The organism is Flavobacterium oncorhynchi, from assembly GCF_002217355.1.
Lineage (GTDB): Bacteria > Bacteroidota > Bacteroidia > Flavobacteriales > Flavobacteriaceae > Flavobacterium > Flavobacterium oncorhynchi.
In genome coordinates this window covers 1-16,665 of record NZ_MUHA01000023.1, presented here as the reverse complement: position 1 = coordinate 16,665, position 16,665 = coordinate 1, and the positions used below count along the sequence as shown (strand labels likewise).

General features: G+C 34.1%; 9 protein-coding genes. 3 read left to right on the top strand and 6 right to left on the bottom strand.

Going from position 1 to position 16,665, the window contains the following annotated elements; translation table 11 throughout:
* Positions 1 to 58: 58 nt before the first annotated feature.
* The 3 genes from B0A75_RS14460 to B0A75_RS14450 all read right to left on the bottom strand — a co-directional run bounded on the left by B0A75_RS14460 (position 59) and on the right by B0A75_RS14450 (position 5,095).
* The gene (locus tag B0A75_RS14460) at positions 59 to 1,477 is read right to left on the bottom strand and encodes a sugar porter family MFS transporter (RefSeq protein WP_089054990.1); all 1,419 of its coding nucleotides are present in this window, start codon (positions 1,475 to 1,477) and stop codon (positions 59 to 61) included.
* A 204-nt stretch (positions 1,478 to 1,681) separates the two neighbouring features.
* A complete protein-coding gene (locus B0A75_RS14455) occupies positions 1,682 to 4,348 on the bottom strand; it encodes an ROK family protein (protein ID WP_089054989.1) in 2,667 nt (888 codons plus the stop codon).
* A gap of 6 nt (positions 4,349 to 4,354) precedes the next feature.
* Positions 4,355 to 5,095, bottom strand: coding sequence for a GntR family transcriptional regulator (locus B0A75_RS14450; protein ID WP_089055066.1), 741 nt, complete (start codon positions 5,093 to 5,095; stop codon positions 4,355 to 4,357).
* A gap of 433 nt (positions 5,096 to 5,528) precedes the next feature.
* On the opposite strand from B0A75_RS14450, the gene B0A75_RS14445 reads away from it, so the two are divergent.
* The 3 genes from B0A75_RS14445 to B0A75_RS14435 all read left to right on the top strand — a co-directional run bounded on the left by B0A75_RS14445 (position 5,529) and on the right by B0A75_RS14435 (position 9,779).
* Positions 5,529 to 7,202, top strand: a complete 1,674-nt coding sequence (locus tag B0A75_RS14445; protein WP_089054988.1) for a GLPGLI family protein — start codon at positions 5,529 to 5,531, stop codon at positions 7,200 to 7,202.
* 204 nt (positions 7,203 to 7,406) lie between these two features.
* Entirely contained in the window at positions 7,407 to 8,738 is a 1,332-nt protein-coding gene (locus B0A75_RS14440; protein ID WP_208861277.1) for an alpha-L-fucosidase, read from the top strand.
* A gap of 72 nt (positions 8,739 to 8,810) precedes the next feature.
* The gene (locus B0A75_RS14435; RefSeq protein ID WP_089054986.1) at positions 8,811 to 9,779 is read left to right on the top strand and encodes a M20/M25/M40 family metallo-hydrolase; all 969 of its coding nucleotides are present in this window, start codon (positions 8,811 to 8,813) and stop codon (positions 9,777 to 9,779) included.
* 395 nt (positions 9,780 to 10,174) lie between these two features.
* On the opposite strand, the gene B0A75_RS14430 is transcribed toward B0A75_RS14435, so the two are convergent.
* The 3 genes from B0A75_RS14430 to B0A75_RS14420 form a co-directional block, all read right to left on the bottom strand.
* Positions 10,175 to 11,740: a SusD/RagB family nutrient-binding outer membrane lipoprotein gene (locus B0A75_RS14430; RefSeq protein ID WP_089054985.1), complete on the bottom strand. Its 1,566-nt coding sequence runs from the start codon at positions 11,738 to 11,740 to the stop codon at positions 10,175 to 10,177.
* A gap of 31 nt (positions 11,741 to 11,771) precedes the next feature.
* Positions 11,772 to 15,107: a SusC/RagA family TonB-linked outer membrane protein gene (locus B0A75_RS14425; protein ID WP_089054984.1), complete on the bottom strand. Its 3,336-nt coding sequence runs from the start codon at positions 15,105 to 15,107 to the stop codon at positions 11,772 to 11,774.
* A gap of 277 nt (positions 15,108 to 15,384) precedes the next feature.
* Positions 15,385 to 16,398, bottom strand: coding sequence for a LacI family DNA-binding transcriptional regulator (locus B0A75_RS14420; protein ID WP_089054983.1), 1,014 nt, complete (start codon positions 16,396 to 16,398; stop codon positions 15,385 to 15,387).
* Between the last annotated feature and the right edge of the window lie 267 nt (positions 16,399 to 16,665).

Below are 16,665 nucleotides of genomic sequence, written 5' to 3'. Positions count from 1 at the left end.
AAATTTTATTGTTTTCATCCAGCTAAAGTTGGACGCTACACATTTTTATAAATACAATTTATGCTTTCTCAATTTCTTTTAGTCCTTCTGCTTTTACATCTAAATTCCAAGATTTCTCAATTTCTTCAAGGCTTTTTCCTTTGGTTTCAAATAGTTTCTTTTTGGCGTAAGCGAAAGAAAGAATACAGAAAAAGGAGAAGATGAAAAATGTTGTTGCAATACCTAATCCGTCTCTCATTATAGGAAACAACAAATTCACCAGCCAATCAGATACCCACATAGTCATAATACAGATAGACAAGGCTGTTCCTCTAATATGTGTTGGAAAAATTTCTGTTGAGATTACAAATTTTAATGGTCCAAGTGAGAAGGCAAAAAACAAAAGAAATAGAATGATGCAAAACAGCATAAACCAGCCTGTAATATTCATCATAAAACAAAAACCTGTTAAAGCCAATGCAAAAGCGGCACATAACGAACCTACAATGTATAAAGGTCTACGTCCCCACGTATCTACTTTTGAAATGGCAATAAAAGTAAAAAGTACGTTAGCAGATCCTAATATTACTTGGTAAAACAAAGCGTCACTGGTTACTATTCCTGCAGATTTTAAAATTGTAGGCCCGTAAAAAATAACGCCATTAATTCCGCTGAACTGTGACAAAGCCGTAAGTACCATTGCCAAAATCAGTAGTTTTCGTAAAGGCAAACGAAGCAATTCTTGTATGCCGCCCGATTTTTGACTTGCCATTTCTTTAATAGAATGCAGTTCTAATTGGGCTTTTTCGTTTCCATTTATTTTATTTAGTATTTTAAAAGCTTCTTCATCGAGTCCGAATTGCACCAGCCAACGCGGGCTTTCTGGAACTATAAGCAATAACAAACAAAATGCTCCTGCAGGAATTACACCAACAATAAACATTCCGCGCCAAACATTTTCAACAAACAACCAATGAAGTAAACCATGACCTTCCGTTGAATGTGATACTGCATACTTTTGAAGGAAAAAATTGCTGATATATGCTGCTAAAACTCCAATGGTTATGGCAAGTTGATAAAATACAACTAATTGTCCGCGTTTATGAGAAGGCGCTACTTCTGAAATATAAAGCGGTGAAACATTCGAGGCTACTCCTACACCCATTCCGGCAAGAACACGGAATAATATTAATATTGAATATTCCTCTGAAAATGCAAAACCTACAGCGCTGATTAAAAATAATATGGCTGAAACAAACAATACTTTTTTTCTTCCGATTTTATCACTTAAATAACCCGAAAAAGCTACGCCGACAATACAACCTAATAAAGCACAGGAAACAAACAATCCTTCTTGTGCTGATGATAAGCCGTACTGCATTTTTAATGGTTCGATAATTCCGCTGACAACAGCCATATCAAAACCGAATAAAAATCCTCCTAATGCTGCGATCAGCGTTATGAGCGATATGAAATAATTGGTTCCTTTGGTTTTCATAATAGTTTTGGTTCTTAGATAGTAGTTATAGTTGATGTTGAGCCCTTAATTCAATAAATAAATTTTTTAACATATAGAAACATAGATTTTAGATATTCATTTGTCAGGCGAAGTTATTGTCAGGCTGAGCGGAGTCGAAGCCCACGTGCCAATTAGAACGCCCTTAGACTTCGCTCAGGGTGACAATTCACAAAGCCAATTGCGTTAACACCAGTTATCTTTTACATACGAAACCACTACAAAAGCTTTTTTACTGCCAATATGATTGATTTTGTATTTTGGAACATTTGCAGGAATGACAAAAGTTTCGGCATATTTGAATTTTTGGCTGTTTTGTCCTGCGCTTACTTCGGCAATATCACCTTCGACAAGCATACAAATATGACATTGTCCTAAAGTTTCAATTTCAATTTCACCTGTAAATTCGTAGCGGTCAACGGCATAAAAATGTTCTTCGTGAGTAGGCAGACTCACTTTTCTGCCATTCAGAAATTCTTTGCTTACAATTGGTTTCGAAATAAACTCTCTCTCCACTCTTTCTCCTTTTCTATCAAAATAGACATTTTTGAATCCGTGTTCTACATTGATCGGACGCGGTTTTCCGTCTAAACCGGGACGAACCCAATCGTACATTTTAAAAGTGAAAATATATGGCGTGCTGCTTATTTCCAACACCATATTATTCTTGCCCGAAGCATGAATGGTTCCGTTAGGAATTAAATACAAACCATGTTTTTCGGCTTTGAATTTTTGCACATATTTTACAATATCAATCTCTTCTGCTTTTTCCTGAGATTCTATTAATGCTTGTCTAAATTCGTCTGGATTAATATCTTCTTGAAAGCCCAAATAAACTTCAGCATCATCTTCACAATCCAAAATATAATAGGTTTCATCCTGTGTGAATTCCTCTCCAAAATTCTCTTTAATGTACTCTGGACGCGGATGACATTGTACAGAAAGATTTCCTCCATCAAAAGTGTCTAGATAATCAAAACGAATTGGGAAATAATTTCCAAAACGATCTGCTGCTTTTCCTAGCACTTTTTTGTTATCCTGAAATAGAAGAAAATCAAAAGAAACCTCTAGTAAATGATTGTTTCCTTCAAACACAATTCCGTTTTCTGGACTTATTAATTCAAATGACCAAGCGTAGTTTACTTCCTCTTGATTCAAATCGGAAATATGATTTTTCATCCAATCACCACCCCAAACTCCGGCTTCAAACCAAGGACGAGCACGAAGCGGACTTTCCAACATTAGATTCAATGCATTTCTAAAATCGCTTCCTTTCATCCAAGTGATTTCATCAATTCGCTGTTCATCTACGATAAAATCAATTTTTGGAAGCAAACGTTCTTTGTGAATATTTAAAACAGGCCATTCGATAAAATACATTCTTTTATAAACCTGAGAATAAGCTAAAGTGTCGTTACTGCCCATATTTTTTGCAGCACCGGCTCTCATTCTATACTGAATTTCATTTTTTGGAACGTCAACATAAATCAGTTTTCCTTCCCAATTTGACAATGAAGCTCCAGTTCCGTAAACAATACATATATCAGCACTTGTGTCTGGCTTTAGTTTATTTAATTTTTCGGCTTCAAAGAAATCAGAAAGTTCTCCTAAATATTTTTTTCCAAAAACAGGATCATTTCCATTAAGGTTTGGTTCAATCATTTTATTGATTTCTTCGCTTGATTTTAAGCAGGAATCAATATCGTACCAAAGCACATTTTTCTTTTTTTCGATCAAAGCCGAATTTAAATGATGTCTGAAATTTTCCCAAAGAACACCGCCAAATCCATCAATAACAACAATTTTTTGTCCTGCAATTTGATTCGCCAAACTTTCAAATCCAACAAAAATTTCAGATTTGGAAGGAAAAGAAGGAAAAACATTGTATTCTCCATTTTCTTTTATAACTGCTTTTACAGGCAATAAAGGTTGTGTGGTTTTTCTTTTAGACTGAATAGATTTTTCCATTTGTATTTTATTTTTCTTATCTGCAATAATTGTCGCTCCTCTAAGAATACTCAGTTCGGCGTCATCACAGAAAATAATATTTACTTTTATTTTTAATTCTTTTAAAGCTTCTTCTAAAGCGGGCATAAAAAGTGTTTTGGCTTTAGAAATATTGCCGCCAATTACCAGTTCTTCGCATCTAAATTTTTCAAACCAAGGAAAAAGAAACGTTCCCATATTTCGACCGAAATTGGCAAAAACTGTTTTTGAAATTTCAGTATTTAAATTTGCAATTGCTTTTACCGATTTGATATTTTCGCCCGAAAGCCTTTTGTACTCTGCCAAAAGCCAGCGGACTGAGAAATAATCATCGGCTTTTTGTTCTAAAAAAGGCTGATTATAAAAAGCGCCGCCATCGGGAATGTCATGATGTTTTTTAATTAGCTCGCCATCTAACATTATGGCGGAACCAAATCCAGTTCCTAAAGTCACAAAAACAGTTCGTGCACTGTTTAATTTATGACGGAAATAGGCACCTTCGGCAAAACAATCGGCATCGTTTGCAAAAACAAAAGGAACATTTTTCAAACCTATACTATTTTTTAATGCCTGCTGAATATGGATTCCAAAAGTTGTTTCGAATTTTCCGCCAACTCCCAAAACTTCACTCACGCCTTTATCATAATTAAAAGGCCCTGGAAAAGCAATTCCAATTGAATCGATATTATTGGATTGCTTCAAAACTTCTTCAATCGAACTGCTTAGCACTGAAATAATGCTGGATGCTTTTTCTTTTGAATTGATTTCTCTTCTAATTAAAGTCTGCGGCTGCTCATTAATAATATTCTCATCAATAATACTCACAGTAACATGACTCCCGCCAACATCAATTCCTAACTTTTTCATTCTATTTTAAATCGTACGTTTGATTTCGATTGTATAGGTAAACCAGTCGTTTCTATAGTAACAAATATTATATTCGATTGGTTTTCTAGCGGTATCAAGAACAGCTCTTTTTCTTTCTAAAACAGGCTGATTCTTCTCGATTTTTAATAAGCCCGCAATACGTTTACTTGCCGCAATAGCTTTTAATTCTTCTTGCGAATACACAGGAACGACATTATACTTATTGCCTAATATCTCGTATAATGGCGTTTCAAAATTTTCCTCAACAGAAAGTCCAATCCTTGGATGAAAATAAGATTCGAAATACACCATTGGACTATCATCAATACTTCTTGTACGCTGCAAAAGCAAAACTTCATCACCTTCATTAATTTGCAGATATTTAGCAACTTTAGCGCTGGCCTTAACCATTTCTACATTCAAAGAAAGATTCTTAAACTCTAATCCCATATCCTCCATCTCGTGAGTAAAACTCATCCAGTTGTTCAGATTGGTTGTGATTCGATTTTGGGAAACTCGCGTTCCTGAGCCTTTTTTTCGCACTAACAGCTTTTCATTTACCAAAATGGCGATTGCCTGACGAAGTGTATTACGAGAAATTCCCCAGCGTTTAGCCAAATCCACTTCTTTTGGAAATAACTCTCCATCTTTAAAATCGGGATGTTTGATCAATTCGCGCAATAACTCTTCCACTTGTTTGTGAAGCGGAATTTTGCTGTCGTGATCTAATAACGGTATTTTGTTCATATGTTCATACATATAACAAATGTACTCGTTTTTTATTACGAACAAAATTATTTTTAAAAAAATGTAATTAATTGATTACTAAACATTTTTAGTAAAAACCATTTCTTACTAAAACGATACAGTAAATTAACTGATTATCAAGTAATGACTTTAAAATTGATGTTTTTTTACTAAAAAAAGTTAGTATGTTCCTATTAGAACTTAAAATTTTCTATCTTAGCTTTTGCGAAAAACGGTATCCGTTTCAATTATACTTCTCTATTTTATAATTTTCAAAACACTATGAAACTGCATTTTAAATTCTGATTTCATCTTAGATTTGTAATTTTATTAAATCGATTTAGCAAATTGCCATATATTTGATTTTCAAACCAACCAATTTAGTTTCTTCAGGCTTAAACCAGAAGTACAAATAAACCAAACAAACCATAACATGAAAAAAACACTATTTGCACTCTTTTTCTTTTGTTCAATCTCTATCACTTTTGCTCAAAAAACAGCCAAAGCAATTAAAGTTACTTATCAAAGAAGCTACAACGGAAAAATCAGCGAAAACCAAGATCCTTTGCTTTTGTTTGCTTCTAAAGACTTAAGTTTAGTAACATCTGATAAAATAACACAGAAAAAAGCAGATTTGCCTTTTGAGCAGACTTTTGTTGATTTAAATTCCAAAACTATTTTGCAATGGGCGCAGCTTAAAGCAAATAAATCTATTCTTGGTCAAGACAGTGAAGCTTTAGGGAAACAAAAATTTGAGTTTAGCAATGAAACTAAAAAAATCCTAAATTATACCTGTAAAAAAGCTACTACATCTGTAAACTCAAATAAAATCGAAATTTGGTATACCAACGAATTGGGTTTAAAAGGCGGACCAAGTGTTCTTGGACAAGATTTAGGTTTAGTTCTAGAAACTAATCGTAATGGAAATTCTATTGTTTCGGCTTCAAAAATCGAGATTCTAAAAACGGTTCCTGCTGTATTAAAAATACCTGCTGTACAAACTGTTGACCAGCTGACTTATAAAGATTTATTATGGAAAAGTCGTTTTACTAATATTTCAGTTTTCGAAAAAGAGCAAATTAACTTTTCATCTGATTCAAAATCAAATGACAGCATCCTCCGATTTGCAAGCGGTACTATTATTGTCCGAAAAGTGAAATTTCCTGAAATAAAAAACGGAAGCGCCATTTTTGTTGATGTAACACAGCAATCTAATGGTGATGCTTACGACAGAACAGGCTCTGTTTTTATGATTCCAATGGATAAAAAAAGTTCTTTTCTAGACGGATTAAAAAATGGCGCTAAAACGCTTCCTGTATACGAAAACGGAAATGGCAAAAAATACCAAGGTGTTACAGCTACAGATGAATATGCACCACTGTTAGAATTGATGCGCTTTTTTACTCCGTTTGGTGTAAAACATTTCAACTATTTGCAGCTTAAAAATAAGGTTTGGCAAGACAGTGTTTTCTATCGTCAGGACATTTCACTATTACAGCCAAAATTGAGCAATCAGGAGGTTTATATCGGAATGTTTATTGGGAATTATGATGCGGGCGGACACAAAGCGAGTTTGAATATTTCTATTCATGAGGGCGAGGACAATAATGAAAAAGGCGATTTTATTTTGCCTTTATTCAATACCCTTAATGTAATGGAAATGGCAGGGCAAGATTATGCTACGATGTTTGATAACGAAAAAGGTCTGGAAATGACTTTTGAAGTACCGCAAGGATACAAAAACTTCAAGTTGAGTTATACCACAACTGGTCATGGAGGCTGGGAAAACGGTGATGAATTTTTACAAAAAAAGAATTCTATTTTTATTGATGGTAAGGAAGTATTTGCATTTACACCTTGGCGTACAGATTGTGGTTCGTATAGGTTGAGCAATCCTGCTTCGGGCAATTTTGGCAATGGATTATCATCATCAGATTTAAGCCGTTCTAACTGGTGTCCGGGAACAACAACGAATCCAAATTTAATTGATTTAGGAAACCTTACACCAGGAAAACATACTATTCGCGTTTCTATCCCAATGGGAAAACCAGAAGGAACCAGCAGCAGCGCTTGGAATGTTTCGGGATTTTTGGTTGGAGAAAGGTAATTGATAGTTAAACTTAGATAATATCGACTTATTGCTTAAAGAGAAGTCTTTATATATTTAATCTTCAAAAAAACTAAAATTAAATAAGGATTTAGAATTATGACTTTTATTGGACACACTCTCTTTTAAATTGTCATTATTTTAAATCCTTATTTAATTTTCACTATTAAAACCTTACTATCAAACCACCTAACTTCAAAAAACATGAAAAAAATCACACTTTGTCTGCTGTTTTTCTCAATGAGCTTGACGGCAATAATGGCTCAAAACTACACTCCAACCGAAGGAAACCTGAAAAACAGAAAAGAATTTCAAGATGATAAATTTGGTATGTTTATTCACTTTGGCCCATACAGCGTTTTGGGCAACGGCGAATGGATTATGAACAATCAAAATATCAAAGTAACGGAATACGGAAGATTGATTAATGTTTTTAATCCACAGGATTTTGATGCAAAAAAATGGGTAAGTATTGCGAAAAGTGCTGGAATGAAATACATCACTTTTACTACACGTCACCATGATGGTTTTAGCAATTTTGACACGAAATTATCGGATTGGAAAATTACAAATACGCATTTTAAAAGAGACTTACTAAAAGAACTGGCTGATGAGTGCCATAAAGAAGGAATCAAATTATTTTGTTATTATTCGCTTTTAGACTGGACTAGATCTGACTATCAATATGAAACTGGAAAAACAGGAAAAGGAACTGGCAGAACTCAAAAAAGCGATTGGGAAAGCTATATTCGCTTTATGAAAGGTCAATTAACAGAATTACTGACTAATTACGGAGAAATTGGCGGTATTTGGTTTGACGGTCATTGGGACCAATTGGATAATGATACGGATAAAACATTACAGTCAAAAGTAAACTGGCATTACGACGATATTTATAAACTGATTCATTCCTTACAACCTAATTGTTTAATTTCAAACAATCATCATCTTACACCTATTCAGGGTGAAGATTTTCAAGCTTTTGAGAAAGACTTACCTGGAGGAAATTCTACTGGATTTGGCGGACAATCCGTTTCTCAATTGCCTTTGGAAACTTGCGAAACAATGAATAATTCTTGGGGATTTAATATTAATGACCGCAAATACAAGTCGACTAAAGATTTAATTCATTACTTAATCAATGCTGCCAGTTTGAATGCTAATTTCCTTTTGAATGTTGGTCCAATGGCAGATGGAACTATTCAGCCGGAATTTGTTGAAACGTTAAAAGAAATTGGAGTTTGGATGGGTAAAAACGGAAATACAATTTACGGAACGAGAGGTAATGTGATGAAGCCGCAAGATTGGGGTGTATTTACGGCTAAAGATAAAACTTGGTTTGCACACATTATCAAAACTCCTAATCAAACTGATTATATTTTTATTCCTGAGATGAAGCAAAAAATTAAAAAATGTTATTTGATGGACAGTAAAAAAGAACTAAAATTCAAACAACAGCCTGAGGGAACATTTGTGTATTTGAATGGAGTTAAATTCGATGCAATTGATACCATAATCGAAATGCAAATACAATAATTCGATAAGCTCGTAAGATCATTGAATTTTATGGGCTTATTTAAAATATCATAAAAATTAATTATTACAAACATGTTTAAAAAAGTTATTCTCTTTTCTGCAGTTGCTTTTATCGCAGCTGAAAAAGGAACTGCACAATCTACATTTTCTGCTGAGAAATTTCTTAAGCACGATACTTATTTGGCTTCAGATAAGCTGGAAGGTCGTCTAGCAGGAACAAAAGGCAACAACGAAGCTGCGGCTTACATTAAAAAGTATTTCAAAAAATTTGGATTAAAAAAATTCAATAACAGCTATTATCAGCCTTTTAAAATATTCATGAAACCTGATATTAATAAAATAAAATCAGACAGTGTATCTACACAAAATGTCGTTGGATATCTTGAAGGTTCGGATGAAAATTTGAAAAACGAGTATATCGTTATTGGTGCGCACTACGACCATTGGGGATGGGGCGGAAAAGGTTCTGGCAGCAAGAAAAAAGACACGTTGGCCATTCACAATGGAGCCGATGATAATGCTTCTGGTGTTTCGGCTCTTTTGTCGATTGTAGAAGAATTTTATCGTACTAAAACAGCTCCAAAAAGAAGTATTATTTTTATTTCTTTCAGCGCTGAAGAAGAAGGTTTATTGGGCTCAAAATACTTTGTAAATCACTTACCTGTGGCTAAAAATGCTGTTAAAGTAATGATCAACATGGATATGGTTGGAAGATTAAACGATAAAAAAGAACTCTATATGGGCGGCGCAGGAACTTTTCCTGATGGAGTTGAACTAATGAAAAAACTAGGCGAAGGCAGCGGACTAAATCCAGTTGTTTTTGCTGGTGATGTTGGTGGTTCTGATCATGTTACCTTTTACAAAAATGATATTTCGGCTATAGGTTTACATACAGGCGGACATCCGCAATATCACACTCCCGAAGATGATACTGCTTTAATTAACAGCGAAGGCGGTGCATTAGTCTCAAAATACGTTTATAATGCACTCGTTTCTATTGCAAATTACGAGCAGCCATTGACTTTTATTAAGCAGAATTAAAACGCTTTAAATTCTATTTGACAGCCTATTTTTTTTAAACCGCTAAGAATGCTAAGATTTACGCAAGGTTCGCAAAGTTTCACTATAACTTTGCGAACCTTGCGTTTTTTTCTTTGTGTACTTTGCGATTAAACTATCGACTAATCCTTAAACTTTTACAGCTGACTACCTCTTTATCGTATGATTAAAAGAAACTAAAGGAAAACCATTTAAAACAAAAATCGACTGACTATAGTTGAATTAACTACTAGTCCGCCGATTTTTTTTATAATAATATCTCCTTTGCAAAGATTTTTTCTCTTAAAAAAAGATTCATCTTAAAGTTAAAAACCCCAGAATCAAGAATATCCTGAATCTGGGGTTTACCAATTACTAACCAAACATTAAAAATGAAATTATTTTACGTCCCAGAAAATTTTGGTACTTAAATTATCTTTGTCTTTAACAGTATTGTAATTTGTTGTATTGTAAACACGCTCAGAGTTTGGATATGTCCAACGAGTTGGAGGTGTCTTTCTGATCGTACTTGTTTCATCTTCCATGAAACTAAGTGCTGGAAGTTTTAATCTTCTTTGTTCAGCCCAAGTTTCATCAGCCTGCATGATGTTGTAGTGAATGTACTTTTGGAAAGCAATCAATTGCAATTGAGCAGCAGCTGTTGTTGCTCCTGCAAAGTTAATTTTTGCAATATAAGCATCAATTTCAGCTGTTGTAGGCTCTGTAGCTGGCTTCCAAGTTAAAACATCCGCTTTATCTCCCAATCTTACATAATACTCAACAGATTGTTTAATCGCTTTTTCGAAAGACGTTTTTGCAGCACCACTATTACCGCTTCTTGAATAATACTCTGCAAGAAGTAAGTTTACTTCAGCGGCATTAATCAATGTTCCAGGAAGCCACTTGTTTCTACTAATTACAGATCTATTATAAATAGCTATTTTAGTATCAGCAATTAACTGATCTTGAGCTCCTGATATCATCAATGGATCAAGTCCTACATAAGCAGTTGCGCTTGCTCCTTTTTCAAACAACCAAGGTTCACGTGGATCGCTGTTAGTATTCATATGATCAATCATTGGTTTTGGTGCAAGATTGTTATTTCCTGATTCTAAAGCATCAAAGAAACCAGAAGTATCTAAATCTGTATCTTGAGTATAAACTCTAAATGCGATATTCTCTGAATTTTCATCAACAATTTTTGCCTCCGCTATGATTGCAGCTATTTCTGAATTTGCTCTAGCAGCAAAAGCCGGAACCGCAGAAACTCTGTTTAACAATTTCAATCGCAAAGAATTACAGTAGTTTTGCCACATTACCAAGCTTCCTTTGTTAATCAAGTCTTGGTTTTTGAACTCTACCACCACCTTAGGAGACAAAGTAATTGTGTTCAATTCAGTAGAAAAAGCTTTTAACTCATCTAACATTTTGATGTAAAGCTCCGTTTGATTGTCGTACTTAGCTGCTGCAGCATCATAATTACCACCAGTAGTACTAATTTTACCTGCTTCAGAGAAAGGAATATCTCCAAAATTATCAATCATTTTTGAGGTATGATCGTACAAGTAAATTGTAGAAGTAACGGTATAAATTCGATTTTCTGCCTGCTCTGCTGGAGTTAAAGAAGCCATTACTTTTTCCAACTCTCTGTATTGAGTAATGAATTTGTAATATCTATCCCATCTGTTCGTTACTGCTGCTCCAGGAACAAAACGTCCTGCTGCATTAACAATACCGTGAGCTTGAGTATAATTCAAAGAAGTTGTTCTAATCACCGTAAAGTAATTCCAATACGATGGGATAACATCCTCAAAGTTAATTTTCATAAACCCCGCAAACTGCTTAGGTACATTTGTTGCCGTTACAGTAGATGGATCTTTATACGCATTTTCAAAATCACTGTCTGAACAAGAGCCCAAAAAGATCGCTGCTGTCGTTAATGAAATATATAATAATTTTCTCATGTTGTCTGTTTTTTAATTATAATTTACGTAATTAGAAAGATGCTCTTAACATTACTCCATAACTTCTTGTAGAAGGGCTTACTCCCGCATTGTTTACGTTTTTGTCCCATCTAGATCCAGATGTAGTTGCTTCAGCATCCATATCTTTAATAGTTCTGTAGATGTAGAATAAGTTACGTCCAAATAAAGAAAGACTTAATTTCGTAGCTCCAATTTTACTAGCGTAAGATGCTGGAACGTTGAATCCTAAAGATAATTCTCTTAACTTCACATAATCATTCTTTTGAACGTATAATTCGTAACGTGAGCTGCTGTATTGTGGTCCTCCCCAGTTATATGTAGTAACATAATACCCTGCTTGAGAAACCACATTTGTATTTGGAGTACCATCTACATTAACACCATCCATCAACATACCATCACGGAATACTGGTTGACCAGCAGGACCTGCAGTAGCACTGTTAGGAACCTGAACACCTTTTCCATTGTCCATGTAATACGTTAAACCACCACGCTCGTTTGTACTAGCATTCAATGATTCTTCCGTCAAACCTAAAGCTGTCATCCAGTTGATACCTGTTGGCATCAAAGAACCTCCGTAAGAATAATCAATATTTACGTCTAATGTGAAATTTTTATACGTGAATGTGTTTAACAAACCTCCAACACCTTTAGCCATTGCTGATCCGTATTTTTCCCATTTGTCACCATCAAGCATATAAAAACCATCAGAGTCCACCATTTTATTACCATTAGCATCTGTTTTAACTGGATGCGCATAAATACCTCCCATTGGATCACCTACAACAGATTTTAATTGAGCAGCAGATCCATCATAATCAGCATGCAATAATTCACTTGCACCGTTAGCTAATTTTACAATCTTGTTGATGTTTTTAGCCCAGTTTAAAGTTACATCCCAAGAAAAATCTTGAGTTCTAAAAGGAGAACCTGTTAAAGCAATCTCAAATCCTTTGTTATTTAATTCCCCAACGTTTGCTAAAATTTTACTAGCTCCCGTAGTTGGTGCTAAAGTCATGTCAAGAATTTGATCTTTAATTTTTGCATTGTAGTAAGAAAAATCTAACCCTAATCTTCTATCAAAGAACTTTGTTTCAAAACCAAGCTCGTACTCGTTTTTCATTTCAGGTTTAATTCCTTCATTTCCATAAATATCCTGAGAATTTGTAATCAAAACAGGATTTGCTGTACCTTGAGTTCCTAAAGTGTTTTGAATAAATGCAACGTTAGCTCTGTAACGATCTGGGTAGTTACCTACTATACCCCAAGAAGCTCTCATTTTTGCATAGCTGATAAATTCTGGTAATGCAACCGCATCAGACAATATAAAACTTGAGTTAACAGAAGGATAAGTAAAGGCATTGTTATTTGGGTTCATTGTAGAAGTACGGTCTCTTCTGATCGTTCCCTCAATAAACAAATAGTTTCTAAAGCTACCGCTTAAAGTTCCAAAAATCGCATCTTTTACTGTCTCGTATCTTGTACTTTTACTAAGAGGTGTTCCTATAGATGAGTTCATATCATACCATCCTTCAACACTTAAACCTCCATTTGTATAACGAGATAATGTTCTTCCTGTTTCTTGAGTCCCTTGAAAACCAAGAACAGCATTTACACCAAAATCTTCATTAATTTTTTTATTGTATGTCAATAATACATCTCCATAAAGAATATTGTAATCTTGAGCATCCATTAAAAAAGATCCTGAAGCATCTCCATCTCCACCAAATTTATAAACTAAAGGAATTTCCACAGGGTTTTTATTCTCTGTATTTACTGAAGTCAAATCAGTCGAAAGACGGCCGCGTAATGTTAACTCATTTGTAATTGAAAGTGTTTCAGTAACGCTGGCAATTAAACGGTTTGTAATTTCCGATTGTCTTTTAGCATTTGTATTCCAAAAATAATCAGCAATATCATTTCTAAATCCATTGCGATAAATATTCTCACCCGGAGTTAAACTTTGAGTATCTTTACCCGTAACATATTTATATCCTAAGCTCGTTTTGTATCTTGCTTTGTACCAATCTCCATTAGAAAACGGACTAATCATACCAGTAAAATTATTAACCAAACGATCCATACCGTATGCACGGTTTGTAATGTTTTGATTCAAATAACTTACAATTACGTCTGTTTTTAATTTACCTGTTTTGAAAGATGCGTTTAAGTTAAAGTTGTTTTTCTTGTTGTTGTTCCCCATACTTAAACCTTCCGATTCAATATGTGTGTAAGAAAAACGAGTGCTGCTGTTTTCTGTATTGTTTGTAAGCGCAATGTTTGTAGTCGCATCCCAAGCATTTTGAAACATATTTTTGTATCCATCTTTCTGAGCAGAATATGGACGCACTACTCCATCCCAAGTCATAACTGGTTGCCCGTCGAACCATGGACCGTAGTTATAACTACTATTAGAAACTCCTCTAGTGTCAGGTGTACCGTCTCCATTTGTATCATATTGCGTGAACCCATTTGGAGCTAAAAATCCTGTAGAAAAATTTGCATTCGACCATCCTGGTCCTCTCGCATATTGAAATCTTGGCAAGTATGCAATTTCGTTACCAGAGTAACTAGTACTAAAATCTACACCTAAACCTTTTTTTCCTTTACCTGATTTAGAAGTAATCAATACAACTCCATTTACAGCTTCAGAACCGTATAATGCAGCTGCAGATGCTCCTTTAAGAATAGAGATGTTCTCAATATCTTCAGGGTTTATATCTGCTAAACCATTGTTTTTTACACGTTGCTCATTCCAGTAATCACTATTGTTTACCTCACCATCACGAATAGGCACACCATCTAAAATGATAAGCGGCTGATTTCTACCTGTAATAGAGTTGATACCACGAATCTGGATATTGATTGCTCCAGCTCCTCCTGGTGTAGATGTAATACGAACACCCGGCGCTTTACCATATAAAGAGTTAGCAATTGTTGGAGATGCTGTTTTTGTGATCGCATCAGCTTTAATTATACTTGTCGCATAACCAATTGCTTTATTCTTTTTAGTTTGTCCTAAAGCGGTAACTGTAACTCCTTCAAGTTCATTTGTTGCACTTGCCAGCTTAACTTCCATTCCATCAACAGCTTTTAATTCTGTTGTTTTAAACCCAATCGAACTTATGATGATTGTGGCACCCTCTTTTACTGAAATCTTGAATGCTCCATTCTCATCAGTAAGCGTTTCTTGTTTCGTTCCTTTTTCCTTAACTATAACTGAAGGAATAGGAAGATTTGCGTTGTCTGTAATTACACCGGAGATTGTTTTGTTTTGTGCACTAACTCCTTCGTAGCACAATACCATTAGAAAAACTAACAGTGATTTGTATAACAGTTTTCTCATAATTAATATTAGTTTGGTTTGGTTTTAATTTTTGTTTAAATTGAAAGGTTCTGAATTTTAAAAAAATAGTAAATACTAAAACCTTTAATTCTATATTACTTAATTTACCCTTTCAGCATTTAGTAATAATTTAAGTTTCCTGAATAACATTTTTTCTATTTCTTTTACATCATAAGCGTCTTTGTTTTTATTTAATAATTTGTTTGGCTCTCTTGAGTTGCTTACTAATTCAACTATATCGTTTTAGTGATATTCTTTAAAAAAAAGGGTGCAATTTTTAAACCGATTCCCTTATTGTCAAACTTCCTTTTTTCTTTTCTTTTACAACCTTATAATTGCTGCCGTCACTCATTTGCTTCATCAACAATTTGATTGTTTTTTTTCCCATCTCTTCAATTGGCTGCGATAATACAGTTATGGATGGCGAATGAAGTCTAAAACTGTCATGATCATCAAAACTAATAACTGCTTTATCTACAGGAATTCTCAACCCAAGCTTGCTTAAAGACTGTAATCCAGCAAGAAGCAAATAATTTGCTCCAAACAAAACAGCGTCTATATCACTTCTTTTATCCAAAAATTCAGAGATCTTTTCAATTCGTTCCTCTTCGCTGATATGATACTCTAAGTCTAAAATTTTAGATTCATCATATAAGCCCACTTCTTTTAATGCTTTTGTATATCCTTGTTTTCTCAAATTCATCTGAATCAACTGCGAAGAGTTGGTTACAAATGCAATTTTTCGAAATCCTTTTTTTAATAAATAATGTGTTGCCGTTTCTGCCCCCTCAAAATTATCAAGTACTACATGACTCACATCCTGTTCTTCAAAATAACGATCGACCAAAACAACTGGGCACTGTAACTCTACTAATCTATCTATAGTAGATTTCATATTCTCAGTTGGTGTTATAATAAAACCGTCAACATTTGCCTGAAGTAAACTATTAACCAACTCAACTGCACGTTCATCATTCCCGCCTGTACTGCAATAAAAAACTCTATAATTTAAATCTATTGCTTCTCTTTCTATTACTCTCGCTAAATCAGAAAAAAACTGATTTGAAATATCTTCTACAATAAGCCCAATCGATCTTGTTTTACCAGTTCTTAAACTGCTGGCGATCATATTGAGTTTAAATTTCATTTCTTCACTTACCTTAAAAACTTTTTTGATCACTTCCTTGCTTATCCCCATCTTCTCACCTTTATCATTAAGAACAAATGAAACCGTAGTTACCGATACATTTGCTGCCTTAGCGATATCTTTGATAGTGATCTTTTTTTTCATAAAACGTTAAGTTTATCTTAAACCTTAGTTAATTTATTAAAACAAATATATTTTAATAAAACGATTTACAAAAACGTTTTAGTATTTTTTTTTGCAGCAAAATGACTTTTTTAACATTTAAAAAAAATATAGCCTAATTTTACTCCTAATTCACCTCAAATAAAACAAATACAAGTAATTAAATGATTATTATTTTTCTCACAAACCCTTAAAAAACATCGAAATTCGATAAAAATTAAAACTTTAAAAAAATGAAGAAAAAAAACA